General features: G+C 68.5%; 17 protein-coding genes. All 17 read left to right on the forward strand.

Annotated elements, in window-relative coordinates:
• The 17 genes from pqqD (at window position 1) to speB (ending at window position 14,907) form a co-directional block, all read left to right on the forward strand.
• On the forward strand, window positions 1-285 hold the full coding sequence (gene pqqD, locus HY726_04190) for a pyrroloquinoline quinone biosynthesis peptide chaperone PqqD (protein MBI4608191.1): 285 nt from the start codon (window positions 1-3) through the stop codon (window positions 283-285).
• 28 nt (window positions 286-313) lie between these two features.
• The gene (locus HY726_04195; protein MBI4608192.1) at window positions 314-1,747 is read left to right on the forward strand and encodes an alkaline phosphatase; all 1,434 of its coding nucleotides are present in this window, start codon (window positions 314-316) and stop codon (window positions 1,745-1,747) included.
• A gap of 156 nt (window positions 1,748-1,903) precedes the next feature.
• The gene (gene pqqE, locus HY726_04200; GenBank protein ID MBI4608193.1) at window positions 1,904-3,016 is read left to right on the forward strand and encodes a pyrroloquinoline quinone biosynthesis protein PqqE; all 1,113 of its coding nucleotides are present in this window, start codon (window positions 1,904-1,906) and stop codon (window positions 3,014-3,016) included.
• Window positions 3,013-3,552 (forward strand): permease, encoded by a 540-nt coding sequence (locus HY726_04205; protein ID MBI4608194.1) that lies wholly within the window; start codon window positions 3,013-3,015, stop codon window positions 3,550-3,552. The genes pqqE and HY726_04205 overlap by 4 nt, the downstream gene beginning before the upstream one ends.
• 71 nt (window positions 3,553-3,623) lie before the next feature.
• Entirely contained in the window at window positions 3,624-3,713 is a 90-nt protein-coding gene (gene pqqA / locus HY726_04210; GenBank protein ID MBI4608195.1) for a pyrroloquinoline quinone precursor peptide PqqA, read from the forward strand.
• 13 nt (window positions 3,714-3,726) lie between these two features.
• Window positions 3,727-4,968, forward strand: coding sequence for a PQQ-dependent sugar dehydrogenase (locus HY726_04215; GenBank protein ID MBI4608196.1), 1,242 nt, complete (start codon window positions 3,727-3,729; stop codon window positions 4,966-4,968).
• A 108-nt stretch (window positions 4,969-5,076) separates the two neighbouring features.
• On the forward strand, window positions 5,077-5,667 hold the full coding sequence (locus HY726_04220) for a cytochrome c4 (GenBank protein ID MBI4608197.1): 591 nt from the start codon (window positions 5,077-5,079) through the stop codon (window positions 5,665-5,667).
• A gap of 169 nt (window positions 5,668-5,836) precedes the next feature.
• Window positions 5,837-5,929 carry a pyrroloquinoline quinone precursor peptide PqqA gene (gene pqqA, locus HY726_04225; GenBank protein MBI4608198.1) on the forward strand — a complete coding sequence of 31 codons (93 nt, stop codon included), beginning with the start codon at window positions 5,837-5,839 and terminating at the stop codon, window positions 5,927-5,929.
• Window positions 5,930-6,044: 115 nt separating this feature from the next.
• On the forward strand, window positions 6,045-7,772 hold the full coding sequence (locus HY726_04230; GenBank protein ID MBI4608199.1) for a PQQ-dependent dehydrogenase, methanol/ethanol family: 1,728 nt from the start codon (window positions 6,045-6,047) through the stop codon (window positions 7,770-7,772).
• Entirely contained in the window at window positions 7,688-8,773 is a 1,086-nt protein-coding gene (locus tag HY726_04235) for a transporter substrate-binding domain-containing protein (protein ID MBI4608200.1), read from the forward strand. The genes HY726_04230 and HY726_04235 overlap by 85 nt, the downstream gene beginning before the upstream one ends.
• 44 nt (window positions 8,774-8,817) lie before the next feature.
• The gene (locus HY726_04240; protein ID MBI4608201.1) at window positions 8,818-9,333 is read left to right on the forward strand and encodes a DoxX family membrane protein; all 516 of its coding nucleotides are present in this window, start codon (window positions 8,818-8,820) and stop codon (window positions 9,331-9,333) included.
• 4 nt (window positions 9,334-9,337) lie between these two features.
• A complete protein-coding gene (locus tag HY726_04245) occupies window positions 9,338-10,558 on the forward strand; it encodes an ABC transporter substrate-binding protein (GenBank protein MBI4608202.1) in 1,221 nt (406 codons plus the stop codon).
• 13 nt (window positions 10,559-10,571) lie between these two features.
• The gene (locus HY726_04250) at window positions 10,572-11,549 is read left to right on the forward strand and encodes a PQQ-dependent catabolism-associated beta-propeller protein (protein ID MBI4608203.1); all 978 of its coding nucleotides are present in this window, start codon (window positions 10,572-10,574) and stop codon (window positions 11,547-11,549) included.
• Complete coding sequence (locus HY726_04255) at window positions 11,546-12,307, forward strand: hypothetical protein (protein MBI4608204.1); 762 nt, start codon at window positions 11,546-11,548, stop codon at window positions 12,305-12,307. Before HY726_04250 ends, HY726_04255 begins: the two co-directional genes overlap by 4 nt.
• 47 nt (window positions 12,308-12,354) lie before the next feature.
• Window positions 12,355-12,726: an iron-sulfur cluster assembly scaffold protein gene (locus HY726_04260; GenBank protein MBI4608205.1), complete on the forward strand. Its 372-nt coding sequence runs from the start codon at window positions 12,355-12,357 to the stop codon at window positions 12,724-12,726.
• Window positions 12,723-13,940: a cysteine desulfurase gene (locus tag HY726_04265; protein ID MBI4608206.1), complete on the forward strand. Its 1,218-nt coding sequence runs from the start codon at window positions 12,723-12,725 to the stop codon at window positions 13,938-13,940. The genes HY726_04260 and HY726_04265 overlap by 4 nt, the downstream gene beginning before the upstream one ends.
• A 91-nt stretch (window positions 13,941-14,031) precedes the next feature.
• Window positions 14,032-14,907: an agmatinase gene (gene speB, locus HY726_04270; GenBank protein MBI4608207.1), complete on the forward strand. Its 876-nt coding sequence runs from the start codon at window positions 14,032-14,034 to the stop codon at window positions 14,905-14,907.
• Window positions 14,908-15,136 lie beyond the last annotated feature (229 nt).

Raw genomic sequence — 15,136 nt, forward strand, 5'->3', positions numbered from 1 at the left:
ATGACGCTGTCGCCGGCGAGCCGACCCAAGCTGGCCGCCAAGGCGCGGCTCCGCTGGGACAAGCGGGCGGGGAAGTATTTTCTCCTCTACCCCGAGCGGGGTCTCCTGCTCAACGCGACGGCCGCCGACATCGTTCAGCTCTGCACGGGGGAGTGCACCGTCGAGGGGATCGTGGGCGAGCTTGCGGGAAAATACCCCGGCCAGGCTCGCGAGGAGATCGAGCGCCAGGTCATGGCTTTTCTGGCCCAGATCCAGTCCCGCGGGCTCCTGGAGATCGTGGCGTAGATGAACGGCGCATGAGGAGGGGGAAGCGATGGGGAGGAGCATGAGGCTCGGGCGCGTGCTGGTGGCGGTCCTGGTCGCGATGGTCGGGTGGGGCCTGGCCGTTTCGGATGTCCAGACGGCCGGAGCCCAGGGGAGCCAGGCGAAAAATGTCATCCTCCTGATCGGCGACGGGATGGGGTTCTCCGAGGTCGCCCTGGCCAGGCTCGCCAGCGTCGGGCCCGGCGGCAAGCTGACGATGGACCGCCTGCCGTACCTGACCGCGATGACGACCCACTCCCTGGACGCCCTGGTCACCGACTCGTCGGCGGGCGGCACGGCGATCGCGAGCGGTGTCAAGACGAACAATCACCTGGTCGGCGTCAACCCCGACCTGACGCCGCTCCCGTCGGTGCTCGAGGACGCGGCCAGGCTCGGGAAGTCCACGGGCCTCGTCTCCACGTCGCGGATCACCGACGCGACGCCCGCCGTCTTCGCCGCCCACCCGAAGGTGCCGCGCGAAGCCGTCGGCGCCGCTTGGGAGAACGAGGTGCCGGGAGCGTACCTGGAGAGGGGTGTGGACGTGCTCCTTGGCGGTGGGATCCGCCACTGGATCCCCAAGTCGTGGCCGGGGAGCCGGCGGCCCGACGAGGCCGACTACGTCGGCATGGCGACCCAGAAAGGGTACCGGGTGGTGAAATCTCGGGCCGAGCTGCAGGGGATAGGCCCGGCCAGCACGAGCAAGCTCCTCGGGTTGTTCAGCCCGAGCTACATGGCCTTCGAGATCGACCGGGATCCCGCGAAGGAGCCGAGCCTGGCCGAGATGACGGGCAAGGCCCTCGAGGTTCTGGCGAAAAACCCGAAGGGGTTCTTCCTCATGGTGGAGGGCGGGCTGATCGACATCGCCGGCCACTACTGGGATGCCGCCGCGCTGGTGAAGGAGGTCGTGGCCTTCGACGAGGCCGTGAAGGTCGCCTTTGAGTTTTCCCGCAAGGACGGTCAGACCCTGGTCATCGTCACCGCCGACCATGCCACCGGCGGCCTGCGCATCGCCGAGCCGCTCAACCCGAAGGGCCTCGGAAATATCAAGGCGTCAGCGGCGCGGATGGCGAAGCGGCTCGCGCCCGACCGCGCCAACGTGCGGGAGGTGCTCGCCGACCTGGCGGGGATCACCGACCTGACGGAGGCCGAAATCCAGGCGATCCGGTCGCCTCAAGGATCCCACGTCGGCGGGAAGGTCCACAGGGCCCTCGAATCCGTGCTGGGGAAAGGGGCATGGGAGATCGCCGCAGTCCTCTCCGATCGCGCCGGCGTCTCCTGGTATCCGGTCCACGTCCACGCCAGGTCCGAGAAGACTTACGGCCACGAGGGCACGCCGGTGCCGGTCTACGCCTTCGGGCCCGGGGCCGAGCAGGTGCGCGGCCTCCTCGACAACACGGACATCGCCCGGATCATGCGCCACGCCTTCGGTCTTCCTCCGCACTAGTAGGATGCTGAAGAACCCAGCTCGCATCCTCGAACCGTCAGCGCGCACCTGGCCGAAGCGTCCCGAGCGCGGGCTTGGCCCGCGCAATCGCGGGGGGAGGCATCGGAAGGGGGGCGGAGCCCCCCTCCGAGGATCTAGGAGCGGGAGGTCGGCGCCTTGAACGCAGTCGAGTACCGCCCCTATACCCTGATCGCCGAGCTGACGTACCGCTGCCCGCTCCGGTGTGTCTACTGCTACAACCCCGTCGAGTACAGCCGGCACAGTAACGAGCTGACCACGGAGGAGTGGCTCCGCGTCTTCCGAGAAGCCGAAGCCCTCGGCGTCGTCCAGCTCCATCTGACAGGCGGCGAGCCGCTGGCGCGGCGCGACGTGGAACTGCTGGTGCGCGGCGCGGCCGAGGTCGGGCTCTACACGAACCTGATCACGAGCGGGATCCCGCTCACCCGCGACCGGCTCCGGGAGCTGCGGGACGCCGGCCTCGACAACGTTCAGCTGAGCGTGCAGGACGTGGAGGCGGAGAGCTCCGACCGGATCGCAGGGTACCGGGCGTTCCGCACCAAGCTCGAGGTCGCCCGGTGGGTCAAGGTCGAGGGGCTGCCGCTGACCCTCAACGTCGTCCTTCACCGCAGCAACCTGGACCGGGTGGACGAGGTCGTGGCCCTGGCCGAGCGCCTCAGTGCCGACCGCCTGGAGCTCGCGAACACCCAGTACCACGGCTGGGCGTTCAAGAACCGCGACCAGCTGCTCCCGACCGTTGCCCAGCTCGAGCGGGCGCGCGAGGTGGCTGCGGCGGCCAGGGCGCGGCTTCAGGGGCGGATGGAGATCGCCTACGTCACACCCGATTACTATTCGGAGTGGCCGAAGGCGTGCATGGACGGGTGGGGGAGGCGGTTCATCAACATCGTGCCCGACGGCCTGGTCCTTCCGTGCCACGCGGCCCACACGATCGCTGGCCTGACATTCGAGAACGCCCGGGAGCGTCCGCTGGAGGAGATCTGGCACCGTTCGCCCAGCTTCAACCTCTTCCGCGGAGAGGGATGGATGCCAGAGCCGTGCCGGAGCTGCCCCCGCCGGAGCATCGACTTCGGCGGGTGCCGGTGCCAGGCGTTCCACCTGACCGGTACCGCCGCCGCGACCGATCCCGCATGCGTGCTCTCTCCCGACCACCACCTGATCGAGGCGGCGCGCGCGCGGGCCGCCGAATCCGGGGACCGGCCCGCGTTCGTCTACCGGGGCCCCGTCCCTTCGGCGCGACCGACGGGGTCGTGAGGCGCGCCGCCCTCGCGTCCTGGGGGCTCCGCATGGACTCCGCCTTCTTCATCCTCCTGGGACTGGTGATCGTGGCGGCGGCGATTGCGTCGTTCAAAGATCCTGTCCTTCCGCTTCGGGGACTGGCTGCGAGCGGGAAGCTCCTGCGGAACGTCTGGGTGGAGCTCGGCTTCGGCTTCCTCCTGGCCGGCCTCCTGGAGGTGTTGATTCCCCAGCCGACGCTCTCCAGGTGGCTCGGTCAGGGAAGCGCGGGGCAGGGACTCCTCGCCGGATGGGCGGCCGGTCTGCTGATCCCGGGTGGGCCGTACGTGGTCTTCCCCATTGCGGCGAACCTTTACCGGAACGGTGCCGCGGCGGGACCGTTGATCACTCTCATCAGCGCCAAGATGCTCGTCAGCCCCATCCGGACTCTGACCTACGAACTGCCGCTCCTCGGCTGGCCGCTGACCCTGGCCCGGCTGCTCCCGGCCCTCGTCCTGCCGCCGCTCCTCGGGCTCCTCGGCCACTGGCTCTTCGGGCTCTTCAAGAGCGACTGAAGGTGCCCGCGTCGGCCTTGACACCGGATGACCGTTGTCTTTAGGATGGCGCCGCTTCGGGAAGGGAGGTGGTGACGATGGCGTGGGAGACGCCGGCCTTTGAGGAGATCAGGATGGATGCGGAGATCAACGCCTACGAGGGCGACTTCAGCGTGGTCTGAGAAGGGGGACACCATGTTGGACCGGCATCGTGCATCGAATGGTCAGTCGTATTTCACTCAGTACACCGCTGCGATCGGCGTGTTTCTGGCTCTGCTCCTCGTCGCATCACCGCTCATGGCCCAGCAGCAGCCACCGCCGCCCTGGGCCCAGGGCCGGCCGCCCGAGCTGGCGACTTCGCCGCTCGCACCGCACGCTCAACCGCCGGCCCCGAAGCCGGGCAAAGACCTGCCCATCGACAAGATCAAGCTGCCGCCAGGGTTCAGGATCAGCGTCTGGGCCGACATGATCCCCAACGCGCGGGCGATGACGCTCGGCAGCAAGGGGACGCTGTTCGTGTCGAGCCGCGTGGCAGGCAACGTCTACGCGGTGGTGGACAAGGCGGGCAAGCGGGAGGTCAAGGTCATCGCCAAGGGCCTCACGCAGCCCAACGGCGTGGCCTTCCGGGACGGCACCCTCTACGTCGCCGCGATCTCCCGCATCATCAAGTACGAGGGGATCGAGGACCGGCTGGACAACCCCGGGGAGCCCAAGGTGGTCATCGACACGCTCCCCAAGGACCTGCCTCACGGCTGGAAGTACCTGGCCTTCGGGCCCGACGGCAAGCTCTACTTCAACATCGGCGCGCCCGGCAACATCGTCCTGCCGCCGGACACGCACGCCAACGTCACGCGGATCAATCCCGACGGCACCGGGCTCCAGTACGTCGCCCGCGGCGTCCGCAACAGCGTGGGTTTCGACTGGCACCCGGTGACGAAGGAGCTGTACTTCACGAACCACGGCCGCGACTGGCTGGGGGACGACGTGCCGAACGACACCCTGCACCACGTCGGGAGCTCCGGCTTCGTCCCGCACTTCGGCTATCCCTTCTGCCACCAGGGCGACGTCCTCGATCCCGACTTCGGGCGCGGGCGCGCCTGCAGTGAGTTCAACAACCCGCTGCTGAAGCTCGGGCCGCACGTGGGCGCCGTCGGTATGACGTTCTACAACGGCAACATGTTCCCGTCCGAGTACAGGAACCGGATCTTCAGCGCGCAGCGGGGTTCCTGGAACCGAACCCAGAAGACCGGCTTCCGCGTGATGATGGTAAGGCTCGCCATGGGCCAGCCGCCCAAGTACGAGGTCTTCGCGGAGGGGTGGCTCCAGGGCGAGCAGTTCTGGGGCCGGCCCGCGTATCCGTTCGTGATGCCCGGCGGCGCGTTGCTAGTCTCCGACGACTACAACGGCGCCATCTACCGGATCACGTACCAGCGCTGATTTCATCGGAGGGGGCCTCGACGGCTCCCTCCGAAGCCTCCCCCTAGAACGATTGCGCCGGCGGAGCCGGCGCTCGACCGGCGTGATATCGTCACGTTTGGCCCGAAGATGTCTCAATTCCTCATCCTTGCCATGCTCATCCTCGCCGTCGCCGCGGCTCCCGAGGCCCGCGCCGTCGATGCCGAGGCAGGGCGGCGGAAGGCAGAAGTCTGCGCCCAGTGCCACGGGGCCGCCGGGAACTCCACGAACCCCCTCGTCCCGTCGCTCGCCGCGCAGCCGGCCCTCTATACCCACTGGCAGCTCATCCTGTTTCGAGACGGACGCCGGAAAGATCCACAGATGACGCAATTTGCCGTGAACCTGAGCGACACCGATATGGAGGACCTCTCGGTCTATTTCGCCGTACAGACCCCGGTCGTGGCGAGTGGTCCCGGCGACCCGGGAACGACGGCTGCGGGCAAGCGGCTCGTGGAGGCGCACCACTGCAACTCTTGCCATGCGCCGGGGCTGGTCGGGCAGCAGCACATCCCGCGCCTGGCCGGCCAGCATTACGAGTACCTGCTGAAGCAACTGCGTGGCTTCAAAGCCCAGACCCGGGCCGAACTCGACGGTAGCATGACGACCGCGGCGCAGCCGTTGTCCGAGGAGGATATCGAGAACCTCGCGCGGTATATCGCGGGCCTGCAGCCGGCCCCCTAGTACGACGGCACCGCGCTCGTCGGCGGAGCCGGGACAGGACCGGCTTGGCCTGGCTCCGGCCGGTCCGGCGGGCGCATCCCAGGGATGCCGGCCCATGCCGGGCGGCTCCTCTTTCCCGCTTGACATCGAGGGGTGCCTTTCTTAAGATGACGGCGCTTCAGGAAGGGGGGTGAGGACAATGGCGTGGGAGACCCCGAGCTTTGAAGAGATCAAGATGGACGCGGAGATCAACGCCTACCAGGATGACTTCAGCGGTATCTGAGAGCCCCACGGTGCCGGGGAGGCTGCTTCTCTCTCGCTGACATTCCCGGCGAGGCAACGCACGTTCGTTCGTCCCCTTCACCGAAGCGCCATCGGGCACATGGGAGGAAGATGAGATGGCGAAGAAATGGTGTTCCCTCCACCTCGGATTCCTGGTTTTCGTCTCGCTCCTCCTCTTCATGCCGGCAACGACACCGGCCTTCGACTGGATTGAGGTGACCGACGACCGGCTCGTCAACGCCGACAAGGATCCTGCCAACTGGCTCATGTACTACCGGACCTACAACGGCTGGCGCTACAGCCCGCTCTCTCAGATCAACACGAGCAATGTCAGACGGCTCGTGCCCAAGTGGATCCTCTCGGGCGGGACTCCGGGCGAGCAGCAGACCACGCCGATCGTGAATGGCGCGGTGATGTTCACCACTTCCACGTCCATCGGCGCCAACCGGGTCTACGCGGTGAACGCCCGCACCGGCGAGATCCTTTGGAAGCACGAGCGGAAGATCCCCGACGACACGACGGCGCTCGTTCGCGTGCTCCCGCACAACCGGGGCGTGGCCCTCTACAGGGACAAGGTGATCTTCGGAACGCTGGACGCCCACCTGGTCGCGCTGGACGCCAAGACCGGGAAAGTCGCCTGGGACACGAAGGTAGCCGATTATCTTGACGGCTATTTCGTGTCAGCGGCCCCTTTGGTCGCCAAAGGTAAGGTCATCATCGGAATCAGCGGACCAGGCGAGATGGGCCCGCGGGGGTTCGTCGAGGCCTTCAACGCCGACACGGGCAAGAGCCTCTGGCGCTGGTACTCGATCCCGGGCCCTGGCGAGCCGGGCAACGAGACCTGGCCGGCTGACACCTGGAAGCTCGGTGGCGGCGCGGTCTGGCTGACCGGGACCTTCGATCCCGAGTTGAACCTGGTCTACTTCGGAACCGGAAACCCCGCCCCCTGGATCTACGAGATGCGGAAGGGCGACAACCTCTACACGATGTCGGCCGTTGCCCTCGACGTGGACGCCGGCAAGCTCAAGTGGCACTTCCAGTACATCCCCAACGAATCGTGGGACATGGACGCCGCCATGGAGCACCACATCATTGACGTGGTGCGGGACGGGAAGAAGCACAAGGCGGTCGTCCAGGCCAACAAGCTGGGCTACGTCTACACGCTGGAGCGCGCCACCGGGAAGTTCCTCTCGGCCGTTCCCTTCGCCCGGCTGATCAACTGGGGAGGCCCCGATCCCAAGACCGGTCGGGCGGTGGAGACGCCCGGGTTGCGGCCCAAGATGGGCGGCCCGGCCCTCGAGATCTGCCCCTCGCTGGTCGGCGCCACGGGGTGGCAGCACAAGGTCTACAACCCCAAGACCGGCTACCTCTACATCCCGTCGAACGAGTTCTGCATGAAGTACTCGTACAACCCGGACCTGGTGTACAAGCGTGGCCAGTTCTACACCGGGATCAAGGTCGAGCAGTTCACCAAGGTTGACCAGGCCGGGATCCTCCGGGCCTTCGACGTGAACGGGAACAAGGTCATCTGGGAGTGGCCGAACCGCGCGCCGCTGATCGGCCAGACGCTGACCACCGGTGGGGACCTGGTCTTCCAGGGCACCCCCGAGGGGAAGCTCGTCGCCGTCGACGCCCGGAACGGTGAGCAGCTCTGGTCGTTCAATCTCGGCACGCCGCAGTCCGGCGGGATCATCAGCTACTCCCTGGACGGCAAGCAGTACATCGCGGTGGCCGCCGGGGGTACGGTGAGGTCACTGACATGGTTCGGCAAAGAGCCCAGGTGGTCGCACCTGCACAACACCAACTGGGGCGACATCGTGGTGGTGTTTGGCCTCGCCGACTGAGGCTCGCGTGGTTCCTGCTGGCGGTCGCCCTGGCGGCGACCGTCTCTGCTGACGCTGAGGTTCGAGGGATCCGGCTCTGTGCCGATCCCTCGAACCTTCCTTTCTCCAGCCAAGATCCCAACGAGCCCGGGTTCGAGGTTGAGATCGCGCGCGCGCTCGCCGAAGGGCTGGGTGTCGAGCTGCGGGTCCACTGGTTCCCCACCTTTCGGGGGTTCCTGGCGTTCCGCCAGCTCTACGAGGGCAGGTGCGACCTGTTCATGGGGCTTCCCCTGACCGAGCGCTTCACCCGGGAGAACCCGCGCGTGGTTCTTTCGGTCCCGTATTACGTGATGGGCCAGGTCCTTGTGTCTCCCGCCGTCGGCTCGGTCGCGTCGCCCGAGGCGCTCAAGGGGAAGCTGGTGGGCGTCCAGGCGATGACCCTGAGCGACGAGCTGGTCTTCCAGCGGGGCTACAACCGCCGGATCTACCTGACGCCGGAGGAGACGTTCGCGGCGCTGGCAAAGGGAGAGGTGGACGCCGTGGTGATGTGGTCCCCCCTGGCCGGCTGGCTCGCCAAGAAGAACCCCGGGTTCAAACTGACCTGGCTCAACGAGCCCGAACTCGAGTTCAAGATCGCCGTCGGGATGCGGAAAGCTGACCGGGCCCTGAAGGAGGCGGTTGACCGTGCCCTGACACGGCTGGATCCAAAGAAGATTGCGGGGATCCTGGCCCGGTATGGTGTTCCGGCGCCGGCGGCGGCGCAGCAGACGTCACAGCTTCCGCCGGAGATCCGGGAGGGGAGGTCGTCGTTCTTCACGTCGTGTTCGGAATGCCACGGGGTCGACGGCAAGGGGACCTTCATGGCCCCTTCGCTGGTTGCCTTCAAGGGCACCGATGACGAGTTCGTCAAGATCGTCATGATCGGTCGGGCGGGGACGGCCATGGTCTCCTGGCGAGGGATCCTGAGCGAGGACGAGATCCGCAAGATCCGGGCGTTCCTCAAGACCCTCCCTGCCAACTGAGTCGGGCGCCGGCCAGCGGAGCGCGCCGCCGAGCGAGCCTGAGCGTGTGGAACCCAGAGCGATGGCTGGTCCTCCTGCGGGTTGTCGTGGGGGCGTGGTTCCTCAAAGCGGTCTGGACCAAGCTCGCCCTCGGCTTCCTCTGGGGGGTGATTCCGTATCCCGCCGTCTCGCCCCGCTTCGTTAACTTCCACCCGAAGCGGGTCGCCGAGTTCGCGGCGGGGAACCCGGTCGGCTGGTACAAGGAGTTCCTCGAGGCGACTGTCGTCCCGAACACCAAGCTGTTCGCGAGCCTTCAGACCTACGGCGAGGTCTGCGTGGGCATTGGCCTGGTCCTGGGGCTGCTGACGGGGCTCTCAGCCCTGGTCGGGCTGTTCCTCAGCCTCAACTACGGCCTGGCGACGCAGTGGATGAGCTTCGGCCAGCAGGGCTTCCACCTCGTCCTCATCACGTCCATGGTCATATTCCTCGGCTGCCGCGCGGGTCGCCGCTGGGGCGTTGACGGATGGATCCTCGCTCGCGCCGGGGTCACGCGCCGACGCTGGCTCTCCCTGTTGATCTAGAGCCGTGGCGACCCTCGACCGCCGGACGTTCGTGAAGGGCCTCGGCGTCGCTGCCGGCGCCTTGCTCTCGCGGACCGCCGCCGCTCAGGAGACCTATCGGATCGGCCTCGTGGTGCCGGGCGGCGCGCGTCTGGAGGTGGGCGAGCGCATCGCCTTCGGCGTCCGGCTCGGGCTGGACGAGGCCAACGTCATGGCGGGCCTCTTCGGCAAGCGCCTCGAGCTGCTTCAGGAGGTTGCCGACGGTGCAGAGGCGGTGCTGTCGGTCGGGCGCCGCCTCGTCCGCCAGGAACGGGCCATCGGCCTGGTGGGGGGCGCCGACGAGGCGTCCGCTGAAGCCCTCCGGGACGCGGCTCAGCAGGGCGATGCCCTCTTCTTGAACGTCGGGGCCAGCGCGAGCCGGCTGAGGGGATCGCGTTGCCACCGGCACGCTTTCCACGTGGAGGCGAGCCTCGCCATGTACGTGGGAGCGGTGCAGCAGTGGCTCCTGGAGCAGCGAAAGCTCACGCGTTGGGCCCTCGTGACGAGCGACTCGTCGCTGGGGCGTGACATCGGCCAGGTCGCCACGGCGTTTCTCGCGCGAAGGGGCCGGGCGCCGCTGGCGACCGAGCAGGTGCCGGGCGGCACCCAGGACTGGAATCCGCTTCTCAAGCGTCTCGGCGGGCTCGGCCCCGACGCGGTATTTGTCGGGTTGGAGGAATCGGACCTCCCCATCTTCCTGCGCGGGTACCGGAGCGCCGGGCTCACCTTCCAGCTTGCAGGGGCCGGCGTGGACCCATCTGCGCTCAGTGCGGGCGATCCGGCGGATCTGGCCGGTGTCTGGCCCGTTCTCTGGCACCATGAGCTCCAGCGCTTCAGCGCCCGCGAACTCAACTCGCGCTTCCGCCGGCGTTTCGGGCGGCCCCTGGAGGGGCGGAGCTGGGCCGCGTGGGCCGCGGTGAAGCTTCTCGGCGAGGCCATCGTCCGCACCGGGAGCGGTGACCTTGCGGGTCTGCTCAGATTTCTCGAGAGTGCGCCACCGTTCGACGGGCACAAGGGGCGGCCGCTGACGTTCAGGGACTGGGACCATCAGCTCAGGCAACCGATGTACCTGGTCACCCCCAGGAAACCGGAGCCGGGGCGGGAGCCGTGGAAGGGCTTCGAAGTGGTCGCCGAGGTCCCGGCGAGGGGGGACCTGGACGCCATCGGAGAACCGAAGGGAGAGAGCCGTTGCCGCTTCGACGGGTAAAGGGGGCGCCCCTATGAGGCGTGGGGTCCGGGCGCGGGGGGTAGTCGGCGCGGCGCTCCTTCTGGGAGTGACCCTGCTGGCTCCAGCGGAGAGCCCGGCTCAGCCCTACGCCTACGTGTCCAACGAGCGTTCGAACGACGTCACCGTCATCGACGCCGCGACGGACCGGGTTGTCGGGACGATCCCGGTGGGCGATCGCCCGCGCGGGATCGGCGTGTCGCCCGACGGCCGAACCCTCTACGTGGCGCTGGGCGAGGAAGACGCCATCGCTCAGGTGGATGTCGCCGCGCGAAAGATCCTCGCCAAGATCCCGGCGGGGTCGGACCCGGAAGCTTTCGCGGTGAGCCCTGACGGGTCCAGGCTCTACGTCTCGAACGAAGACGCCAACACGGCGTCCGTCATCGACACGCGCACCGGCAAGGTGATCGCGACGGTCCCCGTGGGGATCGAGCCCGAGGGGGTCGCGGTGAGTCCCGACGGCAAGCTCGTCTACGTGACCGCCGAGACCACCCACACGGTCTCGGTCATCGACACCGCGTCCTTCAAGGTGGTGGCGACGATCCTGGTCGGGAGTCGTCCCCGGGAGGCCGCCTTCACGCCCGACGGGTCCCGCGCGTACGTCACCGCGGAGATCGGCGCCGTTGTCTCGGTGGTCGACGTGAAGCGCCACGCCATCATCGGAACGCTGAAGATCGAGCGACCCGGCGCTAAGCCCAAGGGAGTGGTGGTGCGGCCGGACGGGAAGCGGGCGTACGTGGCCAACGGCGCCTCCAACGACGTGACAGTCATCGACACGGCGGAGAACCGGGTTGTCAAGTACATTCCGGTGGGGCGGCGCCCGTGGGGCCTGGCCCTGACCCCGGACGGCAGGAAGCTCTACGTCGCCAACGGCGCCTCGGACGATGTCTCGGTGATCGACACCGTCACCGAGCAGGTGGTCGCCACCGTCCGCGCCGGGAAGGGTCCGTGGGGGGTGACGATCAGCCCGTGAGGGCGCCCGGGGCAATCTCCGTCTTCCTCGCCGTCTTCCTCGCCGTCCTCCTCCTCGGCACGGCTGAGGCCGCGCGCGCCGGCACCATCAGCGGTCGCGTCGTCTTCCGCGGCGTGCTCCCCGTGCCGGCGCCCATCCCGGTGGCAAAGGATCGAGAGGTGTGCGGAGACAGTGTCCCCTCGGACGCGCTGAACGTGTCGCCCCTGACGCGCGGCGTCCAGCACGCGGTCGTCTTCCTCGAGGGCCTGACTCGAAGCGAGGACAGCCCGCCGCCGCGCGAGACCGTCCTGGAAAACCGGGCCTGCCGCTTCGTCCCGCGTGTACTGGCGGTCCAGGTGGGTGCGGAGTTGGCGATAGTCAACGCTGACCCCGTGCTACACAACCTGAGGGCGTGGCTCCCGGGGCGACGGCACGTCTTCAACGTCGTCCAGCCCACCCAGGGGCAGGTGACGCGACGCACCGTCAAGCGCTCCGGCGTGATGACGCTCACCTGCGACACCCACGTCCACATGCTCGGCTACCTCCTGGCCTTCGACCATCCGTACTTCGCGGTCACCGATTCCGACGGCGGGTTCAGCATTCCGCGAGTCCCGGCAGGGACGTACCGGATCAGCGCCTGGCATCCGGGGTGGAGCGTGATCGCCCAGGAGCCCGAGGGGCGCGTGGTCTACGACGCCCCCCACGTGCTCTCCCGCGAGGTCGCTGTCCCGGCGGCGGGTGAGGCGCGCGTCGTGTTCGACCTCGGCCCGCGCCCGTAGCGCCCCGAAGCCTTTCTTTTGCCCGTGCGGAGCGGTATCATACGGTTGTGCTCTACAGCTCGGTCATCCACGAGCGCTTTCGCCGACCGCGCTTCAGGGGCGAGCTTCGCGAACCCGACGCTGCCTTCGAGGATGTGAACCCGCTCTGCGGCGACCGGGTGAGGATGGAGCTCCGGTTCGCCGACTCGGCAATTGCGGAGGCACGGTTCCGCGGCGACAGCTGCGCGATCTGCACGGCGTCGGCCGACATTCTCGCCGAGATGGTCGAGGGCCGCCCGTTCCGGGAGGTCGAGGTACTCGCGGTGGAGGATCTCCTCTCACGCCTCCAAGCCGACATCAGGCCGTCGCGGATGAAGTGCGTCACGCTCCCGCTCCAGGTGCTGAAGCGCGCGCTGACGCAGGTCGGGACGCCGCTGTGACGCTGGCTCTCCAGACGCGACCCGACTTCCCGATTTTGGAGCGGTTGGTCAACGGGAGACCGCTCGTCTACCTGGACTCCGCCGCCTCCAGCCAGAAGCCGCGCCAGGTGATCGAGGCCGTCCGCCTCTACTACGAGCGCTCCCACGCCAACGTTCATCGCTCGATCCACACACTCGGCGAGGAGGCGACAGCGCTGCTCGAGGCGGCTCGGGACGGCGTGCGAGAATTCATCGGTGCCGAGCACCGCGAGGAGGTCGTCTTCACCCGCGGGACGACCGACGCCATCAACCTGGTGGCCCAGGCAGTCGGGAGGACCCTCGCTCCCGGCGACGAGATCCTCGTCACCGAGATGGAGCACCACAGCAACCTGATCCCGTGGCAGATGCTGGCCCGGGACCGGGGCGTGAGGCTCAAGGCGGTCCCGATCGCGGGCGAGGGATTCCTGGACCTGGAAGCCCTGGACAGGCTCCTCACCGACCGGACGCGGCTGGTCGCGGTCACCCACGTGTCCAACGTGCTCGGGACGATCAACCCGGTCGCGGCGATCGTGGCCCGCTGCCGTGCGGCGGGAAGCCTGGTGCTGGTGGACGGGGCCCAGGCCGTCCCCCACCTGCCGGTGAACGTGGCCGGGCTCGGCCCCGACTTCTACGTCTTCTCGGGTCACAAGATGCTCGGGCCCACCGGGATCGGGATCCTCTACGGCCGGCGCGAGGTGCTGGAGCGGCTGCAGCCAGCCTGGGGCGGCGGCGAGATGATCCGGGAGGTATGGCTCGACCGTGCCGAGTGGAACGATCTCCCCTGGCGCTTCGAGCCCGGCACCCCGCCGATCGCCGGCGCCGTGGGGCTCGGGGTGGCGATCGAGTACCTCTCCAAGCTCGGGATGGAGCGCGTCCTGGCCCACGAGCAGGAGCTGACCCGGCTCTGCCTGGATCGCCTGGAGGGGCTGGCGGAGGTCGCGCGGTACGGGCCCCGAAACCCGGAGACGCGGGGCGCTGTCGTCGCCTTCAACGTCCGGGGGCTCCATCCGCACGACGGCGCCGCGCTCCTTGACCAGGACGGGATCGCGGTGCGGGCCGGGCATCACTGCGCCATGCCACTCATGCGGAGGCTGGGCGTCGTCGGGACCCTCCGGGCGAGCTTCTCGGTGTTCAACACGCCCGAGGAGGTCGAGTTCTTGGCCCGCTCGGTTTCGGCGCTCAAGTTTCAACTCTGAGCCTCCGCAGGGTCCGTTCGGAGTCAGGGTGAGCAGGCTCTCGCCGCCCGACGCTTTCTCGTCGCCGCGCTTCGGCCAGCCGCCGACGTTCATGCGCCTCCCCCACGTGCGCGACGCCACGCTCGACGTGGCACTCGTCGGCATCCCCTACGACGGCGGCACCTCCTACCGACCGGGAGCCCGGTACGGCCCGCGCGCGATCCGGGACCAGTCGTCCCTGATCCGACCGTGGCATCCGGTCCTCAAGGTGGCCCCGTTCGAGCAGCTCCGGGTGGCGGATTACGGCGACGTGGACGTGGCGCCCGTTTCGATCGAGCTGACGATGGCTGCCGTGGAGCGCGAGATCGGCGGGCTCCTGAGCCATGGCACCATCCCCGTCGTCGCAGGCGGCGATCACTCGATCACTCTGCCGGTTCTCCGGGCGGTCGCCAGGCGCCACGGGGCGCTGGGCCTGGTCCACCTCGACGCCCACCCCGACACGTGGGACGAGTACTTCGGCTCCAAGTTCTTCCACGGCACACCGATCCGTCGGGCCGTGGAGGAGGGGCTCATCGATCCCCGGCGGACGATCCAGATCGGGATCCGCGGGCCGCTCTACAGCGCCGAGGACTTCGACTTCCACGCGCGCCACGGCCTGGAGGTCGTCCGGATCGAAGAGGTCAAGGAGCGGGGCATCGCGTGGGTGGCGGGCCGCCTGACCGGGCTCGCGGGGCAACCGGTGTACTGCTCGTTCGACATCGACGCCGTGGACCCGGCCTACGCGCCGGGCACCGGCACCCCCGAGGTCGGAGGCCTGACCTCGTACGAGGCCCTCGCGCTGGTCCGGGCCCTCAAGGGTCTCGACCTCGTGGGGTGCGACGTGGTGGAAGTCTCTCCGCTCTACGATGGGCCGGGGCAGATCACGGCGCTCCTCGCCGCGAACCTCCTCTTCGAGTTCGTCTGCCTCCTGGCCACCCGGCGCGCCTAGTAATCGGAGGGGGACACCCACGCCTTCGGCGCACCCGGGCCTTCGGCCCGGGTACCCGCCCGGGCCGCCTTCGAAACCTCCCCAGGGGGCGTCGTTCGAGCCGAGGGGCTTCGGACGAGCCGCAGGCATGGCAGTTCGAGCCGAGGCGCTTCGGCGCCGGCAGCTTCATCGCCGGCGCCAGCAACGAGGCGAGGCCCGAGCAAATCACGCGGAGGCGAGGCCCGAGTCG

Source organism: Candidatus Rokuibacteriota bacterium, from assembly GCA_016209385.1.
Lineage (GTDB): Bacteria > Methylomirabilota > Methylomirabilia > Rokubacteriales > CSP1-6 > JACQWB01.